Source organism: Archangium violaceum, from assembly GCF_016859125.1.
GTDB classification, from domain to species: Bacteria; Myxococcota; Myxococcia; order Myxococcales; family Myxococcaceae; genus Archangium; species Archangium violaceum_A.
Genome location: NZ_CP069338.1, coordinates 3414468 through 3437739, shown reverse-complemented (window position 1 = coordinate 3437739; position 23272 = coordinate 3414468). Strand labels below are relative to the sequence as shown.

The 23272-nt window shown below is 70.6% G+C and carries 22 protein-coding genes; 7 read left to right on the top strand and 15 right to left on the bottom strand.

All coding sequences use genetic code 11. The annotated features are described in order from the left end of the window. Window positions 1-11: 11 nt before the first annotated feature. Window positions 12-560 carry a hypothetical protein gene (locus JQX13_RS14775; RefSeq protein WP_203409658.1) on the bottom strand — a complete coding sequence of 183 codons (549 nt, stop codon included), beginning with the start codon at window positions 558-560 and terminating at the stop codon, window positions 12-14. 209 nt (window positions 561-769) lie between these two features. On the opposite strand from JQX13_RS14775, the gene ggt reads away from it, so the two are divergent. Further along, a complete protein-coding gene (gene ggt / locus JQX13_RS14770) occupies window positions 770-2608 on the top strand; it encodes a gamma-glutamyltransferase (RefSeq protein WP_203409657.1) in 1839 nt (612 codons plus the stop codon). A 12-nt stretch (window positions 2609-2620) separates the two neighbouring features. On the opposite strand, the gene JQX13_RS14765 is transcribed toward ggt, so the two are convergent. From JQX13_RS14765 to JQX13_RS14745, 5 genes are all read right to left on the bottom strand, one after another. Then, the gene (locus JQX13_RS14765) at window positions 2621-3478 is read right to left on the bottom strand and encodes a hypothetical protein (RefSeq protein WP_203409656.1); all 858 of its coding nucleotides are present in this window, start codon (window positions 3476-3478) and stop codon (window positions 2621-2623) included. 2 nt (window positions 3479-3480) lie between these two features. Then, window positions 3481-4065, bottom strand: a complete 585-nt coding sequence (locus JQX13_RS14760; protein WP_203409655.1) for a hypothetical protein — start codon at window positions 4063-4065, stop codon at window positions 3481-3483. 371 nt (window positions 4066-4436) lie between these two features. After that, window positions 4437-5288 (bottom strand): hypothetical protein, encoded by an 852-nt coding sequence (locus JQX13_RS14755; RefSeq protein WP_203409654.1) that lies wholly within the window; start codon window positions 5286-5288, stop codon window positions 4437-4439. 3 nt (window positions 5289-5291) lie between these two features. Next, a complete protein-coding gene (locus JQX13_RS14750; protein WP_203409653.1) occupies window positions 5292-5876 on the bottom strand; it encodes a hypothetical protein in 585 nt (194 codons plus the stop codon). Window positions 5877-6021: 145 nt separating this feature from the next. Next, entirely contained in the window at window positions 6022-6240 is a 219-nt protein-coding gene (locus JQX13_RS14745) for a hypothetical protein (RefSeq protein WP_203409652.1), read from the bottom strand. Between JQX13_RS14745 and egtB the strand changes: the two genes are divergently transcribed. Together egtB and egtD are read left to right on the top strand one after the other, a co-directional pair. Next, window positions 6239-7573, top strand: coding sequence for an ergothioneine biosynthesis protein EgtB (gene egtB / locus JQX13_RS14740; protein ID WP_203409651.1), 1335 nt, complete (start codon window positions 6239-6241; stop codon window positions 7571-7573). The genes JQX13_RS14745 and egtB overlap by 2 nt on opposite strands. Before the next feature lie 69 nt (window positions 7574-7642). Continuing rightward, window positions 7643-8605 (top strand): L-histidine N(alpha)-methyltransferase, encoded by a 963-nt coding sequence (egtD, locus tag JQX13_RS14735; protein WP_430384205.1) that lies wholly within the window; start codon window positions 7643-7645, stop codon window positions 8603-8605. Between the two features lie 268 nt (window positions 8606-8873). Here egtD and JQX13_RS14730 read toward each other — a convergent pair whose 3' ends face one another. The 5 genes from JQX13_RS14730 to JQX13_RS55370 form a co-directional block, all read right to left on the bottom strand. After that, window positions 8874-9422 carry a hypothetical protein gene (locus JQX13_RS14730; protein ID WP_203409649.1) on the bottom strand — a complete coding sequence of 183 codons (549 nt, stop codon included), beginning with the start codon at window positions 9420-9422 and terminating at the stop codon, window positions 8874-8876. A gap of 11 nt (window positions 9423-9433) precedes the next feature. After that, the gene (gene bacM / locus JQX13_RS14725; protein ID WP_203409648.1) at window positions 9434-9889 is read right to left on the bottom strand and encodes a bactofilin BacM; all 456 of its coding nucleotides are present in this window, start codon (window positions 9887-9889) and stop codon (window positions 9434-9436) included. A 3-nt stretch (window positions 9890-9892) separates the two neighbouring features. After that, window positions 9893-10819, bottom strand: coding sequence for a ParB/RepB/Spo0J family partition protein (locus tag JQX13_RS14720; RefSeq protein WP_203412029.1), 927 nt, complete (start codon window positions 10817-10819; stop codon window positions 9893-9895). Window positions 10820-10971: 152 nt separating this feature from the next. Then, window positions 10972-11772, bottom strand: coding sequence for a ParA family protein (locus JQX13_RS14715; RefSeq protein ID WP_430384176.1), 801 nt, complete (start codon window positions 11770-11772; stop codon window positions 10972-10974). 2132 nt (window positions 11773-13904) lie between these two features. Then, a complete protein-coding gene (locus JQX13_RS55370; RefSeq protein WP_275424995.1) occupies window positions 13905-14036 on the bottom strand; it encodes a hypothetical protein in 132 nt (43 codons plus the stop codon). Window positions 14037-14480: 444 nt separating this feature from the next. Between JQX13_RS55370 and JQX13_RS14710 the strand changes: the two genes are divergently transcribed. The 4 genes from JQX13_RS14710 (at window position 14481) to JQX13_RS14695 (ending at window position 17149) form a co-directional block, all read left to right on the top strand. Continuing rightward, a complete protein-coding gene (locus tag JQX13_RS14710; RefSeq protein ID WP_203409646.1) occupies window positions 14481-14660 on the top strand; it encodes a hypothetical protein in 180 nt (59 codons plus the stop codon). A gap of 265 nt (window positions 14661-14925) precedes the next feature. Beyond that, window positions 14926-15675, top strand: a complete 750-nt coding sequence (locus JQX13_RS14705) for a hypothetical protein (RefSeq protein ID WP_239014754.1) — start codon at window positions 14926-14928, stop codon at window positions 15673-15675. A 75-nt stretch (window positions 15676-15750) separates the two neighbouring features. After that, a complete protein-coding gene (locus tag JQX13_RS14700; protein ID WP_203409645.1) occupies window positions 15751-16368 on the top strand; it encodes a hypothetical protein in 618 nt (205 codons plus the stop codon). 610 nt (window positions 16369-16978) lie between these two features. Further along, window positions 16979-17149 (top strand): hypothetical protein, encoded by a 171-nt coding sequence (locus tag JQX13_RS14695; RefSeq protein WP_203409644.1) that lies wholly within the window; start codon window positions 16979-16981, stop codon window positions 17147-17149. A gap of 89 nt (window positions 17150-17238) precedes the next feature. Here the strand turns inward: JQX13_RS14695 and rsmG are convergent, their stop codons facing one another. The 4 genes from rsmG to JQX13_RS14675 all read right to left on the bottom strand — a co-directional run bounded on the left by rsmG (window position 17239) and on the right by JQX13_RS14675 (window position 23145). Continuing rightward, the gene (rsmG, locus tag JQX13_RS14690) at window positions 17239-17901 is read right to left on the bottom strand and encodes a 16S rRNA (guanine(527)-N(7))-methyltransferase RsmG (RefSeq protein ID WP_203409643.1); all 663 of its coding nucleotides are present in this window, start codon (window positions 17899-17901) and stop codon (window positions 17239-17241) included. A gap of 98 nt (window positions 17902-17999) precedes the next feature. Next, window positions 18000-19850, bottom strand: a complete 1851-nt coding sequence (mnmG, locus tag JQX13_RS14685) for a tRNA uridine-5-carboxymethylaminomethyl(34) synthesis enzyme MnmG (RefSeq protein ID WP_203409642.1) — start codon at window positions 19848-19850, stop codon at window positions 18000-18002. Window positions 19851-19958: 108 nt separating this feature from the next. Beyond that, window positions 19959-21974: an ATP-binding protein gene (locus JQX13_RS14680; protein WP_203409641.1), complete on the bottom strand. Its 2016-nt coding sequence runs from the start codon at window positions 21972-21974 to the stop codon at window positions 19959-19961. Further along, a complete protein-coding gene (locus JQX13_RS14675) occupies window positions 21934-23145 on the bottom strand; it encodes an ABC transporter substrate-binding protein (protein ID WP_203409640.1) in 1212 nt (403 codons plus the stop codon). The genes JQX13_RS14680 and JQX13_RS14675 overlap by 41 nt, the downstream gene beginning before the upstream one ends. Between the last annotated feature and the right edge of the window lie 127 nt (window positions 23146-23272).

The window sequence follows — 23272 nt, the reverse complement described above, 5'->3', positions numbered from 1 at the left end:
CCGGCCCGCCCTCAGCCGCCCCCGTGCAGCGGCCCCAGCGCCTCCTCGAGCGACGCGAGCGCCTGGCGCTCCTCCCGGCGCACACACCCCACGACGCCGAGCAATCCGTTGGAGGCCCTCGCCACGCGCCAGCCCACGTCCAGGAGGAACTGTTGGAGACGCGCGGCCTCGCCGAGCCCCAGCCGGTCCGCCACGCGCTGACACAGCGGACGCAGGACGTCCAGGTCCGGCGCCTCGCCCAGGCGCTCCGGCCCGAGCACGTCGAGCTGGAGCAGGGCCTCGCCGCAGATGCGGCCCACCAGCGGACTGAGGGAGAAGCGCCCCGCCCCGAGCACCCGCCGGCAGGCCTCGCGCTCACGCGGGCGCACCGGGCCATCCGCGGTGGCCACCCAGAGGAAGGCCCGCAGGGGCGAGTCGTGGAGCGCCCGCCACTCGTCCGCGGAGAAGCCGCACCGCGAGAAGGCGCGCGCCACCGCCTGGGACGCCTCGCGCTCCTCGTCCAGGACGAGCGGCGCCAGGTCTCGAGGTCCGTCGCGGACTGTCCAGAGCGAAGGGTTCATGCGTCCTCCCGGCGAAAAACCGCGCACACGCGCCCGGGGCCTCGGCCACCTCCCCGCCCATGCCTACATGGGCATGCATGGTAGGAACCCACATCCCTCCGAAACATCCACCCCCCTCGCGCCCCGCCAGAAACCCGACACATGGGAGGGACACGTGTGCGGTGCGCATCACCCGCGTACGAGCGGGGAGGCTGATAGCCTTCGCCCTCATGCGAAGACTCCTCTTCTCCGTCAGTGCCTCGCTGTGTCTGGCGATGGGCACGGGTTGCGCCACCGCTCCGGCGCCCGTGTCGGACGCCCGGCCGCTCGCCTCCCCAGCCCCCACGCCCACCGCCACCGGACGCGGAGGCGCCGCCGCCACCGTGGACGTGCGCGCCACCGCCGCCGCCATCGAGCTCCTCGCGTCCGGAGGCAACGCCGTGGACGCCGCCGTGGCCGCCGCCAGCGTGCTCGGCGTCACGGACCCGTACTCCTGTGGCATCGGCGGTGGCGGCTTCCTGGTGGCCTACATCGCGAAGGACAAGCGCGTCGTCACCCTGGACCACCGGGAGACGGCACCCCGGGCGCTGGAGCGCTCGCGCCTGTACGAGGACGGCGCGCCCATTCCCTTCGACGCGTTCGTCACCAGTGGCCTGTCCGTCGGCGTCCCCGGCTCCCCCCTGGGCTGGAGCGAGGCCCTGCGGCTGTACGGCTCGCGCCCGCTGTCCGACGTCCTCCAACCCGCCATCCGCGTCGCCGAGCACGGCTTCGACGTCGACGCCACCTTCTTCGAGCAGACGCGCCGCAACGCCTCGCGCTTCCGCGACTTCACCAGCTCCGCCGCCCTCTACCTGGGCCCGGATGGACAGCCCTGGCCCGTCGGCACCACCGTGAGGAACCCGGACCTCGCGAGGACCTACGGGTTGGTGGCCCGGGACGGCCTCGACGCCTTCTACCGGGGGGAGATCGCCCGGGCCATCGTCGACACCGTCACCCGGCCCCCCGTCACCCCCGGCGCCTCGCGCGTGGTGCGCCCCGGGGTGATGACGCTCGAGGACCTCGCGGCGTACGAGACCGTCGTCCGCCCGCCCGTGACGAGCACCTACCGCGGCTACACCCTGTACGGCATGGGCGTGCCGAGCAGCGGCGGCCTCACGCTCGCCCTCACCTTCAACCTGCTCGAGGCCTACGCGCCGGACGCGATGTCCCGCGCCGACTTCCTCCACCGCTACCTGGAGGCCTCGCGGCTCGCCTTCGCCGACCGCAATGCCTTCCTGGGCGACCCCGCCTTCGTCTCCGTCCCCGAGGCCGGGCTGCTCTCACGCGACTACGCCGCGAGCCGGCGCTCGGCGCTCGACGTGTCCCGGGCCTCCACCACCGCCGCGGCTCCCGGCAATCCGCTCCCCTTCCAGGGAGGAACGCACGCGGCGCCAACGCCCCTCTCCCAGGTGGAGCGCCCCGCCACCGAGGAGCGCGTGCTGAACAAGGAGACGACACACATCACCACCGCGGATGCCGCGGGCAACATCGTCACGTACACGTGCACCATCGAGGGCGAGGGCGGCAACGGCATGGTCGTCCCCGGCTACGGCTTCCTGCTCAACAACGAGATGACGGACTTCGACCTGCCCGCCTCGCCGGAAGCGCCGCACCCCAACGCGCCCGCGCCCGGCAAGCGGCCCCGCAGCAGCATGAGCCCCCTGCTCGTGTTCAAGGACGGCGAGCCCGTGCTCGCGCTCGGAAGCCCGGGGGGCTCCACCATCATCACCACCGTGGGCCAGACGCTCATCAACCACCTCGACTTCGGCATGCCCATCGACCAGGCGCTCGCGGCGCCGCGCGTGTCGCAGCGCAACTCGCCCGACGAGAAGAGCCAGGCCGAGCCCGGATTCATCGCCTCGCCCGAGGCCGCCGCGCTCGCGGCGCTGGGGCATTCCTTCACGGACGCGGGGCCCCTTGGCGCGCTCACCGCCATCCGCTTCAACCCCGATGGCACCGTCACCGCCGCCGCCGAGCCCATCCGCCGCGGCGGAGGCAGTGCAATGGTCGTCGAGCCGGTGAAGCGATGAACGGGCGCGGGCTCAGACGAGGTGGGCCACCTCGAGGTCGAAGCCCTTGCCCTTCAATCCGCCGAGCAGCCGGCGCAGCTTCTGGGAGATGAGCAGCAGGGGATAGGGGCGGAACGCGCCTCCGTTGCGGCTGCGGTACCCAATCCACTGCGCCGCGACGCACAGGTCCGAGCCGTCCCAGTCCGCTCGCCGCACGGAGAGCTCCGAGAGGAGGTTGAGGCCCCCCACGTGGCCCAGCGGGCAGCGGTATTCGCCTCGCGTGTCCGGGTCGAACGGGCTCACCCCGAAACGCGACACCGGGGCCACCCCGAGGGGGCGGGACGTCACCTCCAGCTGGTACCAGGAATCGAGGGCTCCCCGCCCGTCCTCGCGCAGCACCGGGAGGAAACGGGCACCCGTGATGCCGTCCTCACGCAGGGCCTCGACGAGCCGGGACGAGACGATGATTTCGCTGAATGCGATGGTCCTCGTGATGTCCTTGCCGCGTGGGAGGGAGCCCGGTTCGAGCCTCAGCTCGTTGAGCTGACGCGCTCCCACACCACAATGCGGACAGGCCACCGACTCGTCGTACCTCGTGCCGCACTGCTCGCCTTCCGGCTCGAACGCCGAACGCAGCCTCAGGTGGAACAGCTCCGCCGCATCCAACTCCTTCTTCGTATAGGCGCGCCGGATGTCCCAGAACGTGAAGAAGCTCGAGTCTCGTTTCAGGAACTCGAGGTGCAACTGACGGATCATCGCCACGCGGATGTCGTGGGTCTCCAGGACGACCTTGCGCACGCCGCCCATCTGCCCGATGACCTTACCGTCCTCGGGCCGCAGGAACCGCCGGGCATCCTTTTCCTCGATCCTGAATTCGATGGTCTCGCGCATGGTCACGGGTCCGGAATGCCTATCAACTGAGGAATGGGGAACTCGGCGTAGACCTTCATCATGATCTGCCTTGCCTCCTCGGGCGTAGGCGTATTCCGACCGTAGGCCCACCTCGCCCTGAAGGCATTGGTGACGAGCTGATGGTAGGGCGCCGGTACCCTGTACGTCGGCCCATCCGCGCGTCCCCCCAGATACCGGGGCCAGAAGTGGTGCTCCTCGTACAGTCCCACCTTGTCCGGGTACAGCCGCTCGGCCTCCGCCTTCAGCCGCCAGTATTGCGCCCGCAGCGTCTGCTCGTGGGCCGCGTTCTCACTCCTCCGTCGCGCCGCCTCCCTCTGTTCCCGCGTTGGCTCCGCGTTGAACACGCGCTCCCGCGGTTCGAACGGGTTGCGGTTGCGATTGCGCCCTCCCCGCCCCGGACGCGCTGGAGGTGTTCGTAGAGGGGGTCCTCTCGGCGCGCCCGGAGGTCTCATCTCCAGGGCGTCCGCCCCATCGCTCGAGACATCCGTCCCGCGTATCCCCTCGGGAGACAGCGCTCCCGGCGCGGCACACGAGAGCGTCAGGAGCCAGACGGCCAGTAAGCTCATCCACGTGCGTGAGGGCTTCATGCCGGGCCTCCGAATCGGGCCGCCCCCCACCAGCACGGCGCTCTCCTCAGTGTCTCCCGTTCTTCCGCTCGATTCGCTCCACCTCCCGGCCTGGCGTCACGCGCCCGACAACACCTCCACCTTCCGCCTCAGCTCGCCCGGCCCTCGGTGGGCGTTCCACGCCGCCACGCGCTCCAGAGCGTACGACCGAGCAGTACGACCATCAGCCGCGCCAACAGAAACCTCGCCGCGTTCAGCACCTGGATGCGCCCAGGTAGTAGAGGAGCCGTCACGGAGCCCGGACGCTCGCGGCCGAGGGCTTCTTCGACGCCGACTCACGGGACGGGACTGACCGGCTCGCGGGCGCGGGCTCAGACGAGGTGGGCCACCTCGAGGTCGAAGCCCTTGCCCTTCAATCCGCCGAGCAGCCGGCGCAGCTTCTGGGAGATGAGCAGCAGGGGATAGGGGCGGAACGCGCCTCCGTTGCGGCTGCGGTACCCAATCCACTGCGCCGCGACGCACAGGTCCGAGCCGTCCCAATCCGCTCGCCGCACGGAGAGCTCCGAGAGGAGGTTGAGGCCCCCCACGTGGCCCAGCGGGCAGCGGTATTCGCCTCGCGTGTCCGGATCGAACGGGCTCACCCCGAAACGCGACACCGGGGCCACCCCGAGGGGGCGGGACGTCACCTCCAGCTGGTACCAGGAATCGAGGGCTCCCCGCCCGTCCTCGCGCAGCACCGGGAGGAAACGGGCACCCGTGATGCCGTCCTCACGCAGGGCCTCGACGAGCCGGGACGAGACGATGATTTCGCTGAATGCGATGGTCCTCGTGATGTCCTTGCCGCGTGGGAGGGAGCCCGGTTCGAGCCTCAGCTCGTTGAGCTGACGCGCTCCCACACCACAATGCGGACAGGCCACCGACTCGTCGTACCTCGTGCCGCACTGCTCGCCTTCCGGCTCGAACGCCGAACGCAGCCTCAGGTGGAACAGCTCCGCCGCATCCAACTCCTTCTTCGTATAGGCGCGCCGGATGTCCCAGAACGTGAAGAAGCACGAGCCTTGTTTCATGAACTCATGCTCGAGCCTTCCTACCAGCGCATAACGGGTGTCGTTCGTGTCCAGCAACAGCTTGCGCGTGCTACGCCCCAACGGCTTTCCGTCCTCGGGCTTCAGGAAGCGCCGCGCATTCTGCTCCGAGATTCTGAATTCGACGGTCTCTCGCATGGCTCAGGGGTTCGGGATACCTATCAACTGGGGAATCGGGAACTCGGAATAGACTTCCATCATGATGGCCTTCGCCCGTGCCTCGTTGGGAGGCGCGAGACCGTAGGCGTGCTTCTCCCTGAAGGCATTGGTGATGAGCTGATGGTAGGGCGCCGGTACCCTGTACGTCGGCCCATCCACGCGTCCCCCCAGATACCGGGGCCAGAAGTGGTGCTCCTCGTACAGTCCCACCTTGTCCGGGTACAGCCGCTCGGCCTCCGCCTTCAGCCGCCAGTATTGCGCCCGCAGCGTCTGCTCGTGGGCCGCGTTCTCACTCCTCCGTCGCGCCGCCTCCCTCTGTTCCCGCGTTGGCTCCGCGTTGAACACGCGCTCCCGCGGTTCGAACGGGTTGCGGTTGCGATTGCGCCCTCCCCGCCCCGGACGCGCTGGAGGTGTTCGTAGAGGGGGTCCTCTCGGCGCGCCCGGAGGTCTCATCTCCAGGGCGTCCGCCCCATCGCTCGAGACATCCGTCCCGCGTATCCCCTCGGGAGACAGCGCTCCCGGCGCGGCACACGAGAGCGTCAGGAGCCAGACGGCCAGTAAGCTCATCCACGTGCGTGAGGGCTTCATGCCGGGCCTCCGAATCGGGCCGCCCCCCACCAGCACGGCGCTCTCCTCAGTGTCTCCCGTTCTTCCGCTCGATTCGCTCCACCTCCCGGCCTGACGTCACGCGCCCGACAACACCTCCAATCAGTCAGGACGTAGCGGTCATCACCGGACGGACCCACTCCCGCACCTGGAAGACGCGGAAGGAGATGCCCTCCCGCGCTCCCTCCGGAATGGCGAGGGCCCGGATGCCCGGCCCACGACAGTCCAAGGCCGCGACCGGCGTACGGTGGAACACGGACGGCTCGCGCGCCGGGACGAGGCACTCCCCCGCCTGTTGGCCGCTTCCTAGGTTGGTGGGCACCATGCGCAGCCCTCTCGAGGCCCGCCGGGACACGGGCCAGCTGGAGCCTCGTCCCTGGAAGGTTCACGCCGTCACGGAGCTGTCCGCCGCGCGCTCGCGGATGCTGCGGATGCTCGAGGGCCTGCCCGAGGACGCGCTCACCCGCCAGCACTCGCCCCTCATGTCGCCCATCGTCTGGGACGTGGCCCACGTGGCCAACTACGAGGAGCAGTGGCTGCTGCGCGCGCTCGGCGCCCCGGCGCTCACCGACGCCGCCTTCGACGCCCTCTACGACGCCTTCCGCAACCCTCGCGCCACGCGCTCGCAACTGCCGCTGCTCTCCCCCGAGCAGGCCCTGGCCTACGCCGCCCGCGTGCGCGAGGCCTCGCTCGACTGGCTGCAGGGCCTCCCCGAGGACTCGGACGCCCCCCTGCTGCGCGGCGGCTTCGTCTTCGGCATGGTGGCCCAGCACGAGCAGCAGCACCTGGAGACGCTCGCCGCCACGCTGCAACTCATGACGCGCCACGTGTACCGGCCCGCGGCGCGCCCCCGTCCCCGCCCCGCGCGCACCGCCGCGCACGAGCTCTTCATCCCCGGTGGCCCCGTGCGCCTGGGCAGCGACGCCGCCTGGGCCTACGACAACGAGCGCCCCGCGCACACCGTGGACGTGCCGCCCTTCCTCCTGGACGCGCACCCCGTCACCAACGGGGACTTCGTCGTCTTCGTCGAGTCCGGGGGCTACGACGACCCGCGCTGGTGGGCTCCCCAGGGCTTCGCGTGGATTCAGTCCCAGGGGATCCGCCACCCGCTCTTCTGGGAGCCGCAGGAGAACGGCACCTGGCTGCGGCGGCGCTTCGGGTGGTGGGAGCCCATCGCCCGCGACGAGCCCGTGCAGCACGTGTGCTGGTACGAGGCGGACGCCTATGCGCGCTGGGCCGGCAAGCGCCTGCCCACGGAGGCCGAGTGGGAGAAGGCCGCGGCGGGCTCGGACGTACGGCCTCGCACCTACCCGTGGGGCCACACACCGCCCACCGCGAGCCACGCCAACCTCGGCGGAGACATGTGGGGCCCCTCGGCCATTGGCAGCTACCCGACAGGACAAAGCGCCGACGGTGTCTGGGGCCTGCTCGGGGATGTCTGGGAATGGACCTCCAGCACTTTCACCGGGTACCCGGGGTTCAAACCCTACCCCTACCGTGAATATTCGGAGGTGTTCTTCGGGGCGGAGTACCGGGTCCTGAGAGGCGGAGCCTGGGCGAGTGCCCCCGTGGCCGTGCGCAACAGCTTCCGCAACTGGGACTACCCCATCCGGCGACACATCTTCGCCGGCTTCAGATGCGCGCGCGACGCGAGGTGATTGATGGGACGGACAGCGGGGTGGGTGGGGAATGTGGGGCTGGGACGGCGCGACGAGTCCCTGGTGACGATGGAGGTGCACGTCCGGCCGGGGGATGCGCAACGGGCGCTGCGCGCGGAGGTGCTGGCCGGACTGTGCGGCGAGCGCAACCCCCGGGAGCTGTCACCCCGGTGGCTCTATGACGAGCGAGGCAGTCAGCTCTTCGAGGAGATTACGCGGCTGCCGGAGTACTACCCCACGCGGTGCGAGCGGGAGATTCTCCTGGCGCACGCGGCGGACATCGCGCGGGCGAGCGGGGCGGAGACGCTGATCGAACTGGGCAGTGGGAGCAGCGAGAAGACGCGGCTGCTGCTGGACGCGATGCGGGGGACGGGGAGGCTCACGCGCTTCGTGCCCTTCGACGTGAGCGAGGCCTTCCTGCGGCAGTCGGCGGAGGCGGTGGCGAACGAGTACCCGGGACTGCACGTGCACGCGGTGGTGGGAGACTTCGAGCGGCACCTGGGGCGGCTGCCCAGGGGAGGCCGGAGGCTGGTGGCCTTCCTGGGAGGCACCATCGGCAACCTGAAGCCGGCCGAGCGGGCGCGCTTCTACGCGGAGCTGGCGGAGGGACTGGCGCCGGGCGAGGGGCTGCTGTTGGGAACGGATCTGCTCAAGTGCCGGCGGCGGCTCTTCGAGGCGTACAACGACAGGGCGGGGGTGACGGCGGCCTTCAACCGCAACGTGCTGAACGTGCTCAACCGCGAGCTGGGGGCGGACTTCGAGCCCGAGGCCTTCGAGCACCTGGCGCCCTTCGACGAGGAGAACGGCTGGGTGGAGATGCGGCTCATCTCCACGAGGCCGCAGGCGGTGCGGCTGCCCGCGCTGGAGCGCTACGTGAACTTCGCCGAGGGCGGGGTGTTGCGCACGGAGGTGAGCTGCAAGTTCCGCGTGGAGCAGGTGGAGGCGGAGCTGGCGGCGGCGGGACTGCACCTGGTGGAGCGCTGGACGGACGCGGCCGGCGACTTCGCGCTCTCGCTGGCCCTCAAGCGCTGACGCCTCCCACCTCTCCCTGGAGTCTCGGGCCCGTCTCCCAGAAGAGATTCAGAAGAGATTCCGCGCGAAAAACCCGCGCATATCCCCGGACGTTCACGCCTCCGTTGGTGAGCAGGGCGTTGAAGACTTTCACATATCCACCAGAGCGCCGGCCGTCCGGGGGGAAGGGCCGACTCCCTGGTGTGAGCAGGGGGGATTCATCGGGCGCGCGGCCGGAGAGCATGGGGCTCCTGGTCGTGGCGCCCGATGTCTTTGGGGCGACCCCCGCTCAGCGCTGCTGTTGGAACTCGATGCCGCGGCAGGCCTCGGTGGCCAGGTCCACCTCGCCTTCGGTGACGCCGGGGAAGGTGGCGCACAGGAAGAGGTCATCCTCCACGCGCCGGGCACCGAAGAGCGCGGGGTAGCGCGAGCCCATGCCCCCATCCGAGAGCTTCGACGAGAGCGACACCCGCACGAGCGAGAAGTCCGAGCCGCCCTGCTGCTGCTCCACGGTGCGCTCGAAGTCCTGGAAGGAGCCGCCCATCATCTCCACGAGCGCCTCGGGCGCGGGCAGCGAGTCCCCCTGGCCGGAACGCAGGTCCACGCGCAGCACGGGGTGGCCGGGAGGACCGAACTGGAAGCTGCCATCCCGCGCCACCTGGGCCGTCCACCCGGTGGGCATGGGGACCTTCACCCCCACGCGGCGAGGAGTCGCGGGCCGGGCCTCGGGCCCCTCGGCTCCGGCGGGCGGCTCCCCCTGCTGCCGCTCCTTGCACCCACCACAGCCGGTCGCCAGCACGGCGAGCGCCACCAGGGCGGCGCGGGCATGCTGGCGCACGGCGGGGCGCACTACTTCTTGCCCTCTCCACCCGGAGGCGGCGGGGTGCTCCCCCCCTTGCCGAGGTTCTCCATCTTGCTGGTGCCCTCGAAGATGACGCCGCGATCCATGGTGAGCGCGGGCGACTCGAGGTTGCCCTTCACGCGCGCGGGGGCGTGCAGCTCGATGAGCTGGGACGCGCGCACGTTGCCCTCCACGGTGCCGTTGATGATGACGGTGCCGGCGTTGATCTCCGCCTGGACGCGAGCGCCATCACCGATGACGAGCACGTCCTTGGTGAAGATCTGCCCGTTGAACTTGCCGTCGATGCGAACCTGCCCCTCGAAGGTGAGCTTCCCCTCGAACTCACTGCCCTTACCGAGCAGCGTGTGAACCTCACCCGGACGCGTTGCCACGGATTCATCCTCCCGTCTGCCACCTAGAAGCGGTACGTTGGTTTTCTCTTCTTTTTTGCCGAGGAGCGCCACGCGCTACTCCTTCCTGAGTACCTTCAGGATGCGGTCGAGGTCATCGTACGAGAAGTAATCGACCTCGATGGTCCCTTTTCCGCTGCCCTTCTCCACCAGGCGCACTTTCGTACCGAGCACCCGCTGGAGCTCCTCTACCAGGGACTTCACCTGGGGGCTCGGCTTCTTCGGGGTGGCGGAGTCCTTGCCCGCCTTGGCGCTGCCCTTGGCCTGCTGGACGAGCTTCTCGGTGTCACGCACGCTGAGCTTGCGGGCGGCGACCTGGGCGGCCAGCTCCGTCATCTCCGGGATGCGGGGCACGCCGAGCAGCGCGCGGGCATGGCCGGCGCTGAGGTTGCCCTCGGCCACCATGCGCTTCACCTCGTCCGGCAGGCCGAGCAGCCGCAGGGCGTTGGCCACGGTGGAGCGCTCCTTGCCAACGCGCTGGGCCACCTGGTCCTGGGTGAGGCCGAACTCCTCGACGAGCCGGTGATAACCCTCGGCCTCTTCCATGGGGTTGAGGTCCGCGCGCTGGAGGTTCTCCACCAGGGCGAGCTCGAAGGCCTCGACCTCGGTGACCTCGCGGACGATGGCGGGAATCTCATGGAGGCCGGCGAGCTGCGAGGCGCGCCAGCGACGCTCACCGGCGATGAGCTTGTAGCCCTCGGAGTCCTTGCGCACGAGCACCGGCTGCAGGACGCCCTGCGCCTTGATGGACTCGGTGAGCTCGCGCAGCTTCTCCTCGTCGAAGTGGCGGCGCGGCTGGAGCGTGTCGCGTTTGATGGCCTCGATGGGGAGCTTGAGGACACTGCCCTTGGGAGGAGCGGCGGGCTCGGCCGGGAGCACCACGGCCGCGGCGGCCGCGGCGGCCGCGGGAGGAGGAGCCGCCTGGGGGATGAGGGCGGAGAGGCCACGGCCCAACGCCCGCTTCTGCTTGTCACCATTCACCACTGCGTCGTCTCCGCCGGGCGAGCCCGGCATCACCAGCCCGGGGAGCACCCGGGCGGACAGGTCCTTCACGGCGGAAGCGGGTGGACCTGGGGAACCCGCTGACCCGGCGGCCCGCGCCTATATAAGGATGCAGGCGGCGGCCGGGCCGGGCACTACGCCACCTTCCGAGCGGGGGGCGGGTTGGGCTCGCGCTGCATGATTTCGCGGCCGAGCGCCAGGTAGCTCTCACAGCCCTTGGACTTGATGTCGTAGAGCAGGATGGGCTTGCCGAAGGACGGGCACTCGGACAGGCGCACGTTGCGCGGGACGACGGACGTGAAGACCTGCTCCTTGAAGAACTCGCGCACGTCCGCGACGACCTGGTTGGCGATGTTGGCGCGCGAGTCGAACATGGTGAGGAGGATGCCCTCCATCGTCAGGCCGGGATTGAAGGCCTGCTTCACCAGGTCGATGGTGTGGTTGAGCTGGGAGAGGCCCTCGAGCGCGTAGTACTCGCACTGCAGCGGGATGAGGACGGAGTCCGCGGCGATGAGCGAGTTGAGCGTGAGCAGACCGAGCGACGGCGGGCAGTCGATGAGGATGTAGTCGTACTGCTCGGCGAGCGGACGGAGCGCGTCGCGGAGGCGGTACTCGCGCCGCTCCTGGTTGACGAGCTCGACCTCGGCGCCGGTGAGGTCCGGGGTGGCGGGGACCACCTGGAGGAAGCGCAGCTCGGTGGGGTGGAGCAGCTCGCTCATGGGGCGCCCTCCGAGGAGGGCGTCATAGACGGTGCCCTGGAGCTGGTCGCGCTTGAGCCCGAGCCCGCTGCCGGCATTGCCCTGGGGGTCCATGTCGACGAGGAGCACCTTGCGCTCGGCGGCGGCGAGGCTCGCGGAGAGGTTGATGGCGGTGGTCGTCTTGCCGACGCCGCCCTTCTGGTTGGAGATACAGATGATTCGACCCACGTGGCCCATCCTTGCGACGCCCCGGGAAGTACCCGGGGGCTCTGCGGGGGAGGCAGCTACCGGATCCGCATTGATCCATCAAATCGCCGGCTGATCCAGTCCGCGACCGGATCAGCCTTCTAGCCTGCCTGCCTGACATCCCCGCGCCGAGCCAGGAGGCTCGAGGACCCCGAGAACCCCCTCCCTCTCCCCCCGGGAGAGGGCCTGGGTGAGGGTACCGGGTGGAAAAGCGAGGGTCCGCGTTCCACGTGGAACACGCGTTCGAGGGAGGGGCACGACAAGAACCCGAGGACTGGAGTACCGGAGCCGCCCCGTGAGCCACCCCACCGGGCGGACCCTCCACGAGGCCCGGTCCCATCCCGCCGCCCCTGGGGCTCCACCGCGGGGACCGCGGCCGCCAGCGCCCGTTCCACGTGGAACACGTGTTCGCGGAAGGAACCCGAGCACCGGGCACGAACCGGAGAGCAGGCCCCCTCCGAACGAGCACGCCGCGAGAAACATCTCCTGACAGGGTCTGCCGGCACATGACGCCCCCCTGTTCCACGAGGAACACGCGTTCGCGGATGGCGCTCCAGCTCCAGACACGCCCCCCGGAGCCAGCCCCCCCGGCCTGGCGGTTCCACGTGGAACGCGACTCCGCCTGAAAGACGCCCGCCCCCTCACTCGCCCCGGCACTGCTCCACGAGGAACAGGCTCCGACCGCCGGAAGGCGCCCTCCCCCTCCTCGTTCCTCGCCGGACACGCTTTCGCCGCGGAGGTCCTCGGGTACAGGGACGCGGAGCGGCGTCCCGGAAGCGCCGGACGGCGCACGCACGGGCCGACGTTCCACGTGGAACAGAGCCCCGCCGGGAAGCGCCCTCCCCTTCCGCCTCGTTCCACGTGGAACACGCTTCCGCTACGGGGAGCAGACAGGTGCCAGAACAGGGAGACGGAGCTGCGTTTTGAAGGACTCGGGCGGCACGCACGGGGCGGACGTTTCACGTGGAACAGAGCTCCGCCGGGAGCCCCCCTCTCCTCCCCAGCCCCTACGGGGGCCTCCAGAACCAGACATGCGGAGCGTCACCCCGGAAGACCGTGGCTGCGCGCACGGATCGTCGTTCCACGTGAAACAGGCTCTGATCGAAGGCGCCCTCCCCTCCCTCTCGTTCCACGTGGAACACGCTTCCGCTGCGAGGGCCTCCAGAACCAGGGGACCGGGCGGCATCGCGGAAGACCCGGGCGAAGAGCTCGAATCGACGTTCCACGTGGAACACGCTCCAGCCAGGGAGCCTCTCCGGGAACCGGGTGTGGTCCCAGCTCCGATGCTCCAGGCAGGATGCTCGGACCGACGTTCCACGTGGAACAGTCCCCGACCTGAAGGCCTCCTTCCCCTCCTCCGTGTTCCACGTGGAACAGCCCCCTGCCCGAAGGCGCCCTCCCCTTCTGCCCTGTTCCACGTGAAACACGCGCGCGCGGGGGAGCCCAGGCGCCCGGGGACGGAGCCGAGAGGCGGCTCCTCCAGCGGGCACCGCGGGGGAGCACACCGCCCGGCATCGCTCCCACGTTCCACGTGGAACAGCCCACCTGCCCCGGGACGCCCGTCCTCTCTTCCTTGTTCCACGTGGAACATGCTTCCGCGAAGGGGGACCTCCGGGGCCCGGGGCGTGGAGGGGCACGCCGTCCGGAGGCATCTCCGGCGGAGCTGCCCTTGTGCCGGGTTTCGGCCAGGCCGGAGCCCTCCTCTGGACTCCTGTTCCACGTGGAACACGCCCGGGCACGCCGGGACATCCTCGGCTACAGGCGGCCCCGTCCAGCCTGCCGGCCAGACCGCTGGCGCGGTCCCGCGCCATCCGCCCACGACCCGCTCGTCGCCGGTAGCGGTCCGAGCGGCGGCATCTCCGCCCCGGAGGCAGCGGCTGACCCCGCCACGCACCTCGAGGCTCGGTGCTCCATGGACCCCGACTGCTCCTGATGCCCTGGCTCCCCTTCGCGTCCCCGGGGACGGGCTCCCCGCCCCCAGCGCAGCCGCCCCTGGTTCGAGCCGGTGGTTGTGGGGACGGCCCGACGGCGGAGTCCCCGAGGGAGGCGTTCCGCGACCCGGGACTCCGACGAGGACGGGGGGCGCGCCCTCTGGGACAACTGCCCCATGTGCCCAACACCGCTCAGGAGGACACGGATGGAAACCGGGTGACGGCGGTGTCCTCGCCCTCCCTGGTTCCCGTGGGCGCGCTCCGCACCTGGCCCGTGACGGTGGCGAACATCGGCACGCGCGAAGCCACTCGGACGTCACTCATCTTGGCGCTCCCGAGCACGTTCCGACGGGGTCGTCACGGGCAACAGGGTCTCGTGCCGACTCGGAGAGGCGCTCGGGCCCCCTCCTCTGGCTTCCTGGGGCGCGCGGCCTCCGGGTTCCTCGGCCACCTTCACGAGCGTGTTGAAGGTCTCCGAGCCCGGAGGGCTCGTGCAGGAGCTGTCCACCGGCTGTGCGCGACCGGAATCGGACTCATCCAACAACCGCACCACGCTGTCCGTGTCCGTGGAGCCGCCCCCTCCTCCACGCCCCGGTGCAAGCTGTAGGACCTGGGACACACTGCAAGGCCCCGTGCCATGAGGGGAGGCCTCGCACAGGTTCACCCTCCGGGGCCCGTGCCCAACTTCCCGTCTCTCGGAGCTCGACATCGAGCGCCCTCTCGGGCCCACGGGGTCCGCGCGGGTGCTCCTTCACCTCGAGAGGGGGGATGAAGATGGAAGCCATCCTGCGACTCGCCGAAGTGGCCTCGGGTATCGCGCGCACCGCCGGGTCCGCCCAGGTCGTCAACTTCATCGCCGTATCCCTGGTCATGTTCCTCATGGCCGTCGTCTGGCTCCTGCTCAGCCGCAGGCGCGCTCCTCCCAGGACCCGGCGTCGTCGCCGGTAGAAGGGCGTAGACCCGCCCCCCCTCGATCAGAGGGAGAGGGGGCCTCGCGCGGGCTCAACGTGGGAGCATCCCTCCCCTCCCCCGCTACTCCCGCTTCGCGAACGGAGCAGACACGACCTGGCTGGGGTACTCGACCCCTGGCTCCGCGCTCACCGCGCCAGTTCGCGCACACGGGACCGACGCTGGGCGTCTCTCTCCATGGCACAATGGCGGACAGGGGGTTCTCCGTGTCCTTCATCGCGCCGTCCATGAGCGTGGAACTCTCATGAGGTCCGTGGTTCCGCTCCTCCTGCTCGCATTGGGTTGCACCACTCCCTCCTCACACGCGCCCTCCGCAGCGGACGCCACCCTCGCCCGAGGGCCGTGGTTGGAGGTGCCCGCGGTGGAGATGCCCACGGGAGACACCTCCATTCCCATCAGCCTGCTCAAGGACGTGGCCGATGCGCTCCTCAGGCGCCCGGGTGCCAGGGTGTGTGACCCCATGACGAATCGGCCCATCCCCGGCCTGTCCACCGAGTACTGCTCGACGGTGTATGTCACCGGAAATGCCGATTCCCTCTCCTGGCGCGTCACCGAGCCCCTCACGGGAACCCACAACCGATGCAACCCGTTCTTCGTCGTGAAGGACGAGGACTACCCCGCCTCGCAGGTGTGGGTCGTGGGCTATATCCACAACCACCCGTGCGGCGCGGTGCCCTCCTCACTCGACCTTGGCGCATGGCCCACGGACGCGTTCAACCCCTATGTGGCCATGGCGGAAGTCCGCCTGGTTCCGGGCAATCCGGCGCCGGCCGTCCACGGAAAGACGGCCATCGAGATGGCCTCGGCGCTGGTAGCGGAGCGCCAGGACGGCACTCGCCTCTTCCTGCGCTACTTCCCCACGGGCGAAGTCCAACAGTGGAGCCAGGGAAAGGCTCGTTGGATCTCCTTGGGTCGCTGTGCCCCACGCGGAGAAAACAGCCTCGGCACCGGCCCACAATGCAGCGAGGAACCTCTGCGGTTGTTGCCCGAATAGGGGCCGAGCATGGGCGACAGTATGCAATCCCCTGCTCCCAGAGCACCCGTGGCCCGGAGCGGTTTCAGGAGAGAAATGATGAAGGCATGTGCGCTCGCAGTACTCACGGCGGTGCTCTGGGGATGCGCCGTGCCCGCCTCCGCGTGGAAGGGGGAGGTCCAGTGGCCGGATGAGCGCTCGGCCCAACTCCGCGTCCCCTCCTTCGAGGCAGGCGCCGCGCTCGCCGCAGCAGCTGCTGTGCGCGAGATGGTGCGGACCAACCCGTTTCCAAACCTCTTCACGGGATGCTCCAGCCCCGAGCAGGGACTGAATGTCGCCGTCTTCACGGGCCCGACCCCGGGTCTCTATTACGTGAAGGTCATTCAGCGCTTCGATCGGTGCGGAGGCCCGTACGTGCGCGTACTCGACGGCTGGTACTTGTATGCCGTCACCCCCCAGGGCGAAGTGGTGGCGGAGGCCCCCTACCCTCCCGAGGAGGACACCTCCGCCGCCCCTACCCCCTCCAGCCCACCTCCTCCTCCCGAGCAAACGCCGCCACCCGCCGCTCCGCCCCCGAGTCCGGGAGCCGATACGCCCGCGCCGACACCACCGTCGGCCCCCGCCCCCGCGCCTCCACCTCCGGCCGAGTCTTCCCCCACCTCGCCACCCCCCGTCCCTCCGGCACCTGCTCCTGCAGGTCCGGTGGCTCCATGAAGGTATGAGGGAGCTCTCCCCATGGTCGTGGGTCCATCATCCCCCACCCGACCTCCTGGTAGACCCCGCGCGACTGGACGAGGCGTTCCGCTCACGCCCCCAAAAAGGCGAGAGGCGCCCGCCGCCAAGCGAGCGCCTCTCTGGGTCGTGACCGCCTGAGCGGACACGCGTCGAAAGTCCATCCATCCACAGAACGAGCAGGCCCCTTCGACTTCGCGGGAGTCCGCTCTCAGTCCTGTTTCCTGTTTCTCTTGGAGTCCGCTCCGATTCCAGTTTCCCGCTTCGCTTGGAGTCTGCCCCGATTCCCGATTCCTCTACGGAATGGATGCGCACCGCGCGCGCTGTAGTCAATTGGGTGCATGCGTTTGAACCCGTTCCGCGACGGTACGCGGCGCTCGAACATCCTGGCCAGGGCGCGCATCGCGCCTGCCCTCCGATGAACAAGACTCTTCCCCAGGGTGCATCCCCTCCAGGGTTCTTCGCTCCGGACCGAATGCCTACCTTCCGGCAACTCCCAACCGCCAAGGGGAGCCAACCCACGGAGCGCCTGCGGCGGACACGCGTCGAAAACCCCGCGTGCGCTCCTCAATAATCAAGGAGTCGGTTACGCATGGAACCATCCTCAATCATCACCGTGGCGAGCGAGCTCGCGTCGTCCTCGCTCGAGCCCGTCGATGTGCTCGTCTTCCTCTCCGTGGTGCTCGTACTGTTCATGCTCGCCGTCACATGGCGGGTCCTGAACGTGATGGAGCGCTCCGAGCAGCTGCGTCGGCGGCGGTGAGCTGACTCGCCGAGCACGGAGCCACCGGGCTCCTCGTTTCCGAGCCCGGTCCTCCCTCCTCCCCTCCCAGAGAGGGGAGGAGGCCCGGCTCACTCCCGCTTCGCGAACGCCGCCACCTGCCGCTCCGCTCCCGAGAACGGCAGCCGGTACGCCCTCGCCGACACCAGCGAGAGGCCCCGCTTCTCCGCCTGCGCTCGCAGCTCGTCCTCGCCCTGCGCCTTGCCCAGCATCGCCACCACGTGCCCTCCCGGCGCCAGGTACGCCGGCGCCAGGTCCAGCCAGTCCGGGAGGTCCATGAAGGCGCGGGCGATCACCCGGTCCGCCCTCGGCAGGCCCTCCGCGTCCGGCTTGCCCTCGGCGCGCGTGTGCACCGCCTTCGTCCCCGTCAGCCCCAGCCCCGCCACCACCACCACCGCCTTCAGGTACCCCACCTTCTTCCCCACCGCGTCCACCATCGTCACCGACAACGACGGCCTCGCCATCTTCAGTGGCAGCCCCGGGAACCCCGCTCCCGCTCCCACGTCCAGCACGCTCCCCGCCCCCTCCACCTCCGGCAGCACCGCCAGCGAGTCCAGGAAGTGTTTCTCCAACACCTCCTCCTCCGCCGTTATCGCCGTCAGGTTCACCTTCGCGTTCCACTTCAACAGCTCGCCCATCAGCCGGTGCAGCCTCGCCGGCACGTCCTCCCCCACCGTCACCCCCAACGCCCGGCACCCCTGCTGAATCTGATCGGCGAAGCGCGCGTTATCCACAGCCGGCCCTCCCTGCTCGGGGTCTCAACCCCTTGAAATGATTCACACCTTGGGCTTCTCCAGACTTGCCCACACCTTGTCCACACCCCCCTGTGCGATCAGACACCGCACTCGCGAGGGCCTCCGGCGCCCCCCAGCCCGCCACGCTTGAGCGCCACGAGCAGCAAGGAGAACGCCGCCGGCGTCAGCCCCGGAATCCGCCTCGCCTGCCCCACCGTCGCCGGCCGCACCTTCTCCAGCTTCTCCACCGCCTCCGCCGACAGTCCTCTCACCCCTGCGTACGAGAAGTCCCCCGGAATCCTCCACCCGTCCCACGCCTCCGCCTCCCTCGCCGCCGTCCGCTCCGCCATGACGATGTAGCCCTCGTACTTCACCTCCACCTCCACCTCCTCCACCACGTCCGGCGCCAGCGCGGGCCAGCCCTCCGGCTTCTCCGCCGCCAGCGCCGCGTACGTCACCTCGGGCCGCTTCAGCCGCGCCGCCAGTCCCGTGCGCTTGAGCCGCGCCACCTCCTCCGCCACCGCCCTCCCCCGCGCCTCCACCCGCTCCAGCACCTCGCGCGACACCAGCCCCACCCTCGCCCCGTGTTTCGCCAGCCGCAGGTCCGCGTTCCCCTCGCGCAGCTTCAGCCGGTGCTCCGAGCGGCTCGTGAACATGCGGAAGGGCTCGTCCACCCCCTTCGTCACCAGCTCGTCCACCAACACGGCCCCGTGCGCCTCGTCCCGCCCGAGCACCAGCGCCGGCTCGCCCTTCACCTTCAGCCCGGCCTGAATCCCCGCGTACAGCCCCTGGAAGGCCGCCTCCTCGTAGCCGCTCGTCCCGTTGAGCTGTCCGGCGAAGTAGAGGCCCTCGATCGCCTTCGTCTCCAGCGTCTCCTTCAGCTGAGTGGGCGGCGCGTAGTCGTACTCCACCGCGTAGCCGAAGCGCGCCACCTCCACCTTCTCCAGGCCCGGCAGCGTGCGCAGGAACTCGAGCTGCACCTCGGCCGGCATGCTCGTGGACAGGCCCGCGGGGTACACCAGCGGCGAGTCGGGGCCCTCGGGCTCGAGGAACACCAGGTGCCGCTCGCGCGCGGAGAAGCGCACCACCTTGTCCTCCAGCGACGGGCAGTAGCGCGGGCCCCGTCCGACGATTTCCCCCTGGAACAGCGGTGAGCGGTGGATGTTGTCGCGCAGAATCCGGTGCGTCTCCGCGGTGGTGTACGTGAGCGCGCACGTGACGGCGGGCTGGCACGGGAAGGACGTGGAGCCGAGCGTCCACTTCGTGCGCAGCGACAGCGGACGCGGGGGGAAGTCTCCGGGCTGGGGCTCGAGCGCGGCCCAGTCGATGCTGTCGCGCAGGAGGCGCGCGGGCGTGCCCGTCTTGAAGCGGCCCAGCGAGAAGCCGAGCGAGCGCAGCGAGTCCGACAGCCCCTTCGCCGCCTCGTCGCCGAGCCGTCCGCCCACCTCCTTCTTCTCGCCCACGTGCATGAGCGCCTGGAGGAAGGTGCCCGTGGTGAGCAGCACCGCGCGCGCCGCCACCTGCGTGCCGTCCCCGAGCACCACGCCCGCCACGCGTCCGCCCTCGGCCACCACGGAGGACACCTCGGCCTCGTGCACGGTGAGGTTCGGCTGGGCCCACAGCACGGACTGCAGGGTGCGCGCGTAGGCCTCGCGGTCGCACAGCACGCGGGTGGCCTGCACGGCCGGCCCCTTCGAGGCATTCAGCGTCTTGAAGTGCGTGCCCGCGAGGTCCGCCGCGCGGGCCATCTCCCCGCCGAGCGCGTCCAACTCGCGCACCAGGTGGCCCTTGGCGGTGCCGCCCACGGCGGGGTTGCAGCTCATGACGGCGGCGCGCTCGCGCTTGAGGGTGAGGCCCAGGGTGGACAGGCCCATGCGCGCGCAGGCCAGGGCGGCCTCGCAGCCCGCGTGGCCGAGCCCCACCACGATGACGTCGTACCGGAGATTCATGTCGGCAGGAAGGAAGGCGAGCGGGCGACAGGGGCGTCCCCGCGTGGTGCCTCACTTCTCACGCGGAGCACCCGGGAAGGCAAGCCGCGTGGTGGGCCGGAGCGCCCCTCAGGCGGCCTCGCCCGACACCTCGCCCACCGGCAGCTCCACCGTGAAGGTGGCCCCCTCCCCCGGCCGGCTCTCCACGGAGATGGTGCCCCCATGGGCCCGCACCACCTGGCGCGTGAGGTAGAGGCCGATCCCCAGCCCCCCGAAGTGCTGCTCCGGCACCCCGCGGCTGAACGGGTCGAAGATGTGCTCCAGCTCGCTCTGCGACATGCCCATGCCCCGGTCCCTCACCACGAGGCACACCGCGCCGTCCCGAGGCGTCACACGGATGTCGATGGGCCTGCCCTGGCCGAACTTCACCGCGTTCTGCACCAGGCCCGACACCACCAGCTCCAGCCGGCGCGGGTCCCACTCGCCGACCGCCGGGCACCGCAGCTCGCGCACCACCGCGGAGCCGCTGGCCGTTATCTGCCGCTGCAGCCCCTCGAGCACGCCCGCCACCACCTCGCACAGGTCCACCCGCTTGCGCCGCGGCACCAGCGCGTGGCCCGCGAGCAGGTGGGACACGTCCAGCAGTTGATCCACCAGCAACCCGAGCCGCCGCGTCTGCCACTCGGCGGCGGACAGCTCCGCGAGCAGCATCTCCGGCGTCAACGGGGCCCCGCTCCGGCCGCGGCGCAGCAGGCTCTGCAACCGCAGCTGGAGCGGCAACAGGGGCGTGCGCAGCTCGTGCCCGGCCACCGACAGGAACGTCTCGCGCAGCCGCAGCGCCTGCTCCGCCTGGCGGTAGAGCCGCGCGTTGTCGATGGCGATGGCCGCGCGCCGCGCCAGCTCCTCGGCCAGCGCGAGCTCGGCGGGCCCGTAGCGTCCCGGCTCGGCGGCGGCGAAGGTGATGGCGCCCAGCGCGTGCCCCCGGGCCACCAGCGGCACCGTCAGCAGGCTCCGCAGGCCCAGCCTCCACGCGAGCCGGAAGTGCTCGTCGTCCACGCACACCGAGCGCAGCGAGTCCTGCGTGAGGTGCGGCTCCAGCACCCACCTGCCGGTGCGCATGGCCACGGCCGCCGGCACCTTCGAGTCCGGGCCGGGAGGGTAGCGCCGCTGGAGCTCCTCGAGCAGCGGCGTCTTCGACACGTCCATGTGCGCCCCACTCACCCGGCGCAGCTCCCCCTCCTCCACCAGGTCGATGACGCACCAGTCGGCCAGGGTGCCCACGCACACGGAGGCGATGCGGGGCAGCACCTTCTCCAAATCCAGCGACTCCAGCAGCACCCCACCGGCCTCGGCGAGGAAGGCGGAGGCCGCCTCGGTGCGCTGGCGCTCCTCCAGCTCCTTGCGCAGCGACTCGCGCATCTCGTTGATGGCCGCGCTCACCTCGTCCAGCTCGTCCTGGCGCAGCCCGTCCGTCACCGCGCGCCGCAGCACCAGGGGGGCGTCCAGGTGCTCGGTGTCCAGGCCCCGCGTGTAGGCCGCCATGGTGGCCAGGTGCTGCGTCACCAGCCGCTGGAAGAGGATGAAGGCGAAGAGGGCGAAGAAGAGCGTCTTGCCCGCCTCGGTCGCGAGGATGACGAGCACCCGGCTGCCCAGCTGGGACTGGATGTCCTCCAGGGTGGCGCCCACGCGGAGCGTCCCGAGGAAGAGCGCGCCGCGGTGGAGCGGGAAGTCGCGGGTGAGCTCGCGTCGCGCGCCGTCGCCGGCCGTGTAGTGGGTGCCCAGCGCGCTGTCCACCTCCGCGAGCGCGATGCCCGGCAGCGTGGTGATGCCCTCGAGCTGGATGCGCAGGTGCTCCTCGTCCAGCGACCAGAGGCTCTCGGCGATGCTCTGGGCGTAGCTGGAGCGGATCTGCTCGAAGCGCGCCTCGAGCTCCCGCACCTCGCGCTGGTAGTCGGTGACGAGCTGCACCAGCGTGCCCAACAGGCTGACGGCGGCGCTGAAGAGCAGGATGTAGAGGAGCAGCCGGCGGCCGAGCCGGTTGCCCGAGTGCAGCCACCGCGAGCCCCAGGGGGAGCCCGGCCCGCGCTCCGGCGGCGCATGCGGCTCAGGGTTCGTGCTCGTGCGGTGGAGGGCGGGGGGTTGCATTCGTGTCCAAGGGTCCGCCCGGCAGTCGGCCATGCCGCTGCGCGAACAAGGTCTGGAGGGAGAAATCGTAGTGCTTCAGGCGGGGGTTGGCTGCTTTCGAGAAGGCCCGGAAGTCGAATGCCTCCCAGTCGGGCCGGGCGAGCACGTCCTGGTAGGCCGCGACGTTGGCGCGCGTGAGGGGGTGGAATGGCGTGCGCCAGTCGAGCCGCTCGGAGGCGAAGTCGAGCCCCTGGTGGTGGTCGTGGAGGAGCACCAGGGCCCAGGCCCCTTCCAGGAAGTGCCCGCCGAGGCTCGTCTCCAGCGTGCCCTCGCGCACGGCCTGGAGCGCCTGGGGCGTCCAGTCGATGCCCCCCACCAGCACGTCCACGCCCGGGCGGCGGCCCGCGTCCTCGATTCCCCGCGCCGCCCCCAGCGCCATGTCATCACTGGCGGCCCAGACGACCTGGACCTCCGGGAAGCGGCGCATCAGGAGGAACGTCTTGCGCCGGGCCTCGTCCCCCAGCCAGGAGGCGGTGACGCTCTGGAGGAGCTCGGCGCCCTTCCACTTCGAGAGGGCCAGGCCCAGCCCCTCGTTGCGGAGGATGGCGGAGGTATCGCGCCGGGGCCCCTCGAGCGCGACGAGCCGGACCGGCGCGTCCGGGGAGGGCCCGCGCGCCCGGGCCGCCTCGAAAAGGAGCCACGCCAGCCGCTCCCCCGCCCCCAGGTCGTCCGGCAGCATCTGGCCAATCCACCACGTGAAGAGCTCGCGCGGCCCGCCGACGCGCTTTTCATCCTCGGGCCGCAGCCCCGAGTTGATGATGAACACCGGGACGCGGGCCTGCTCGGCGATCTCCAGGACGCGGGTGCCGATGCCGCGGTGGATGGAGGTGATGAGGTAGTCGGGGCGCTCGCGCCCGCTCACCAACCGGCGCACCTGCTCGAGCATTTCGCCCGGCCACTGGGCGATGACGGAGTCGACGAAGTCGATGCCGAGATCATTCGCGGCGGCCCGCATGGCGCCCACGACGTTGCGCCGGAAGGGGTTGTCCGGCAGCGCGTCGAGGAACACCACGCGCATCCGCCGGGGCGCCGGGGCGGACGGCGGGGGCGCCGGAGCCACGGGTGGCGCCGCCCCCGAGAGGAGCAGGAGCGACGTGAGGAGGACGCCGAGGCGTCTCCGGAAAGCGGACATGGACAAGCAGCTCCCCCTTCTGCGCGCGGCGCCTCCGAAGCGGAGGGGAACCCCACGGGACGAGCGTAGCGTTGGATGGGACCCGGCGGTAATCCTCCCCCCTCGAGAAACGCTCACCCGTGAGCGC

Excerpts from the sequence above, each read along its gene's own strand:
- JQX13_RS14775 (WP_203409658.1), bottom strand. The coding sequence starts at position 560 with ATGAACCCTTCGCTCTGGACAGTCCGCGACGGACCTCGAGACCTGGCG.
- ggt (WP_203409657.1), top strand. The coding sequence starts at position 770 with ATGCGAAGACTCCTCTTCTCCGTCAGTGCCTCGCTGTGTCTGGCGATG.
- JQX13_RS14765 (WP_203409656.1), bottom strand. The coding sequence starts at position 3,478 with ATGCGCGAGACCATCGAATTCAGGATCGAGGAAAAGGATGCCCGGCGG.
- JQX13_RS14760 (WP_203409655.1), bottom strand. The coding sequence starts at position 4,065 with ATGAGCTTACTGGCCGTCTGGCTCCTGACGCTCTCGTGTGCCGCGCCG.
- JQX13_RS14755 (WP_203409654.1), bottom strand. The coding sequence starts at position 5,288 with ATGCGAGAGACCGTCGAATTCAGAATCTCGGAGCAGAATGCGCGGCGC.
- JQX13_RS14750 (WP_203409653.1), bottom strand. The coding sequence starts at position 5,876 with ATGAGCTTACTGGCCGTCTGGCTCCTGACGCTCTCGTGTGCCGCGCCG.
- egtB (WP_203409651.1), top strand. The coding sequence starts at position 6,239 with ATGCGCAGCCCTCTCGAGGCCCGCCGGGACACGGGCCAGCTGGAGCCT.
- JQX13_RS14745 (WP_203409652.1), bottom strand. The coding sequence starts at position 6,240 with ATGGTGCCCACCAACCTAGGAAGCGGCCAACAGGCGGGGGAGTGCCTC.
- egtD (WP_430384205.1), top strand. The coding sequence starts at position 7,643 with ATGGAGGTGCACGTCCGGCCGGGGGATGCGCAACGGGCGCTGCGCGCG.
- JQX13_RS14715 (WP_430384176.1), bottom strand. The coding sequence starts at position 11,772 with ATGGGCCACGTGGGTCGAATCATCTGTATCTCCAACCAGAAGGGCGGC.
- JQX13_RS55370 (WP_275424995.1), bottom strand. The coding sequence starts at position 14,036 with ATGAGTGACGTCCGAGTGGCTTCGCGCGTGCCGATGTTCGCCACCGTC.
- JQX13_RS14710 (WP_203409646.1), top strand. The coding sequence starts at position 14,481 with ATGAAGATGGAAGCCATCCTGCGACTCGCCGAAGTGGCCTCGGGTATC.
- JQX13_RS14705 (WP_239014754.1), top strand. The coding sequence starts at position 14,926 with ATGAGGTCCGTGGTTCCGCTCCTCCTGCTCGCATTGGGTTGCACCACT.
- JQX13_RS14700 (WP_203409645.1), top strand. The coding sequence starts at position 15,751 with ATGATGAAGGCATGTGCGCTCGCAGTACTCACGGCGGTGCTCTGGGGA.
- JQX13_RS14695 (WP_203409644.1), top strand. The coding sequence starts at position 16,979 with ATGGAACCATCCTCAATCATCACCGTGGCGAGCGAGCTCGCGTCGTCC.
- mnmG (WP_203409642.1), bottom strand. The coding sequence starts at position 19,850 with ATGAATCTCCGGTACGACGTCATCGTGGTGGGGCTCGGCCACGCGGGC.
- JQX13_RS14680 (WP_203409641.1), bottom strand. The coding sequence starts at position 21,974 with ATGCAACCCCCCGCCCTCCACCGCACGAGCACGAACCCTGAGCCGCAT.
- JQX13_RS14675 (WP_203409640.1), bottom strand. The coding sequence starts at position 23,145 with ATGTCCGCTTTCCGGAGACGCCTCGGCGTCCTCCTCACGTCGCTCCTG.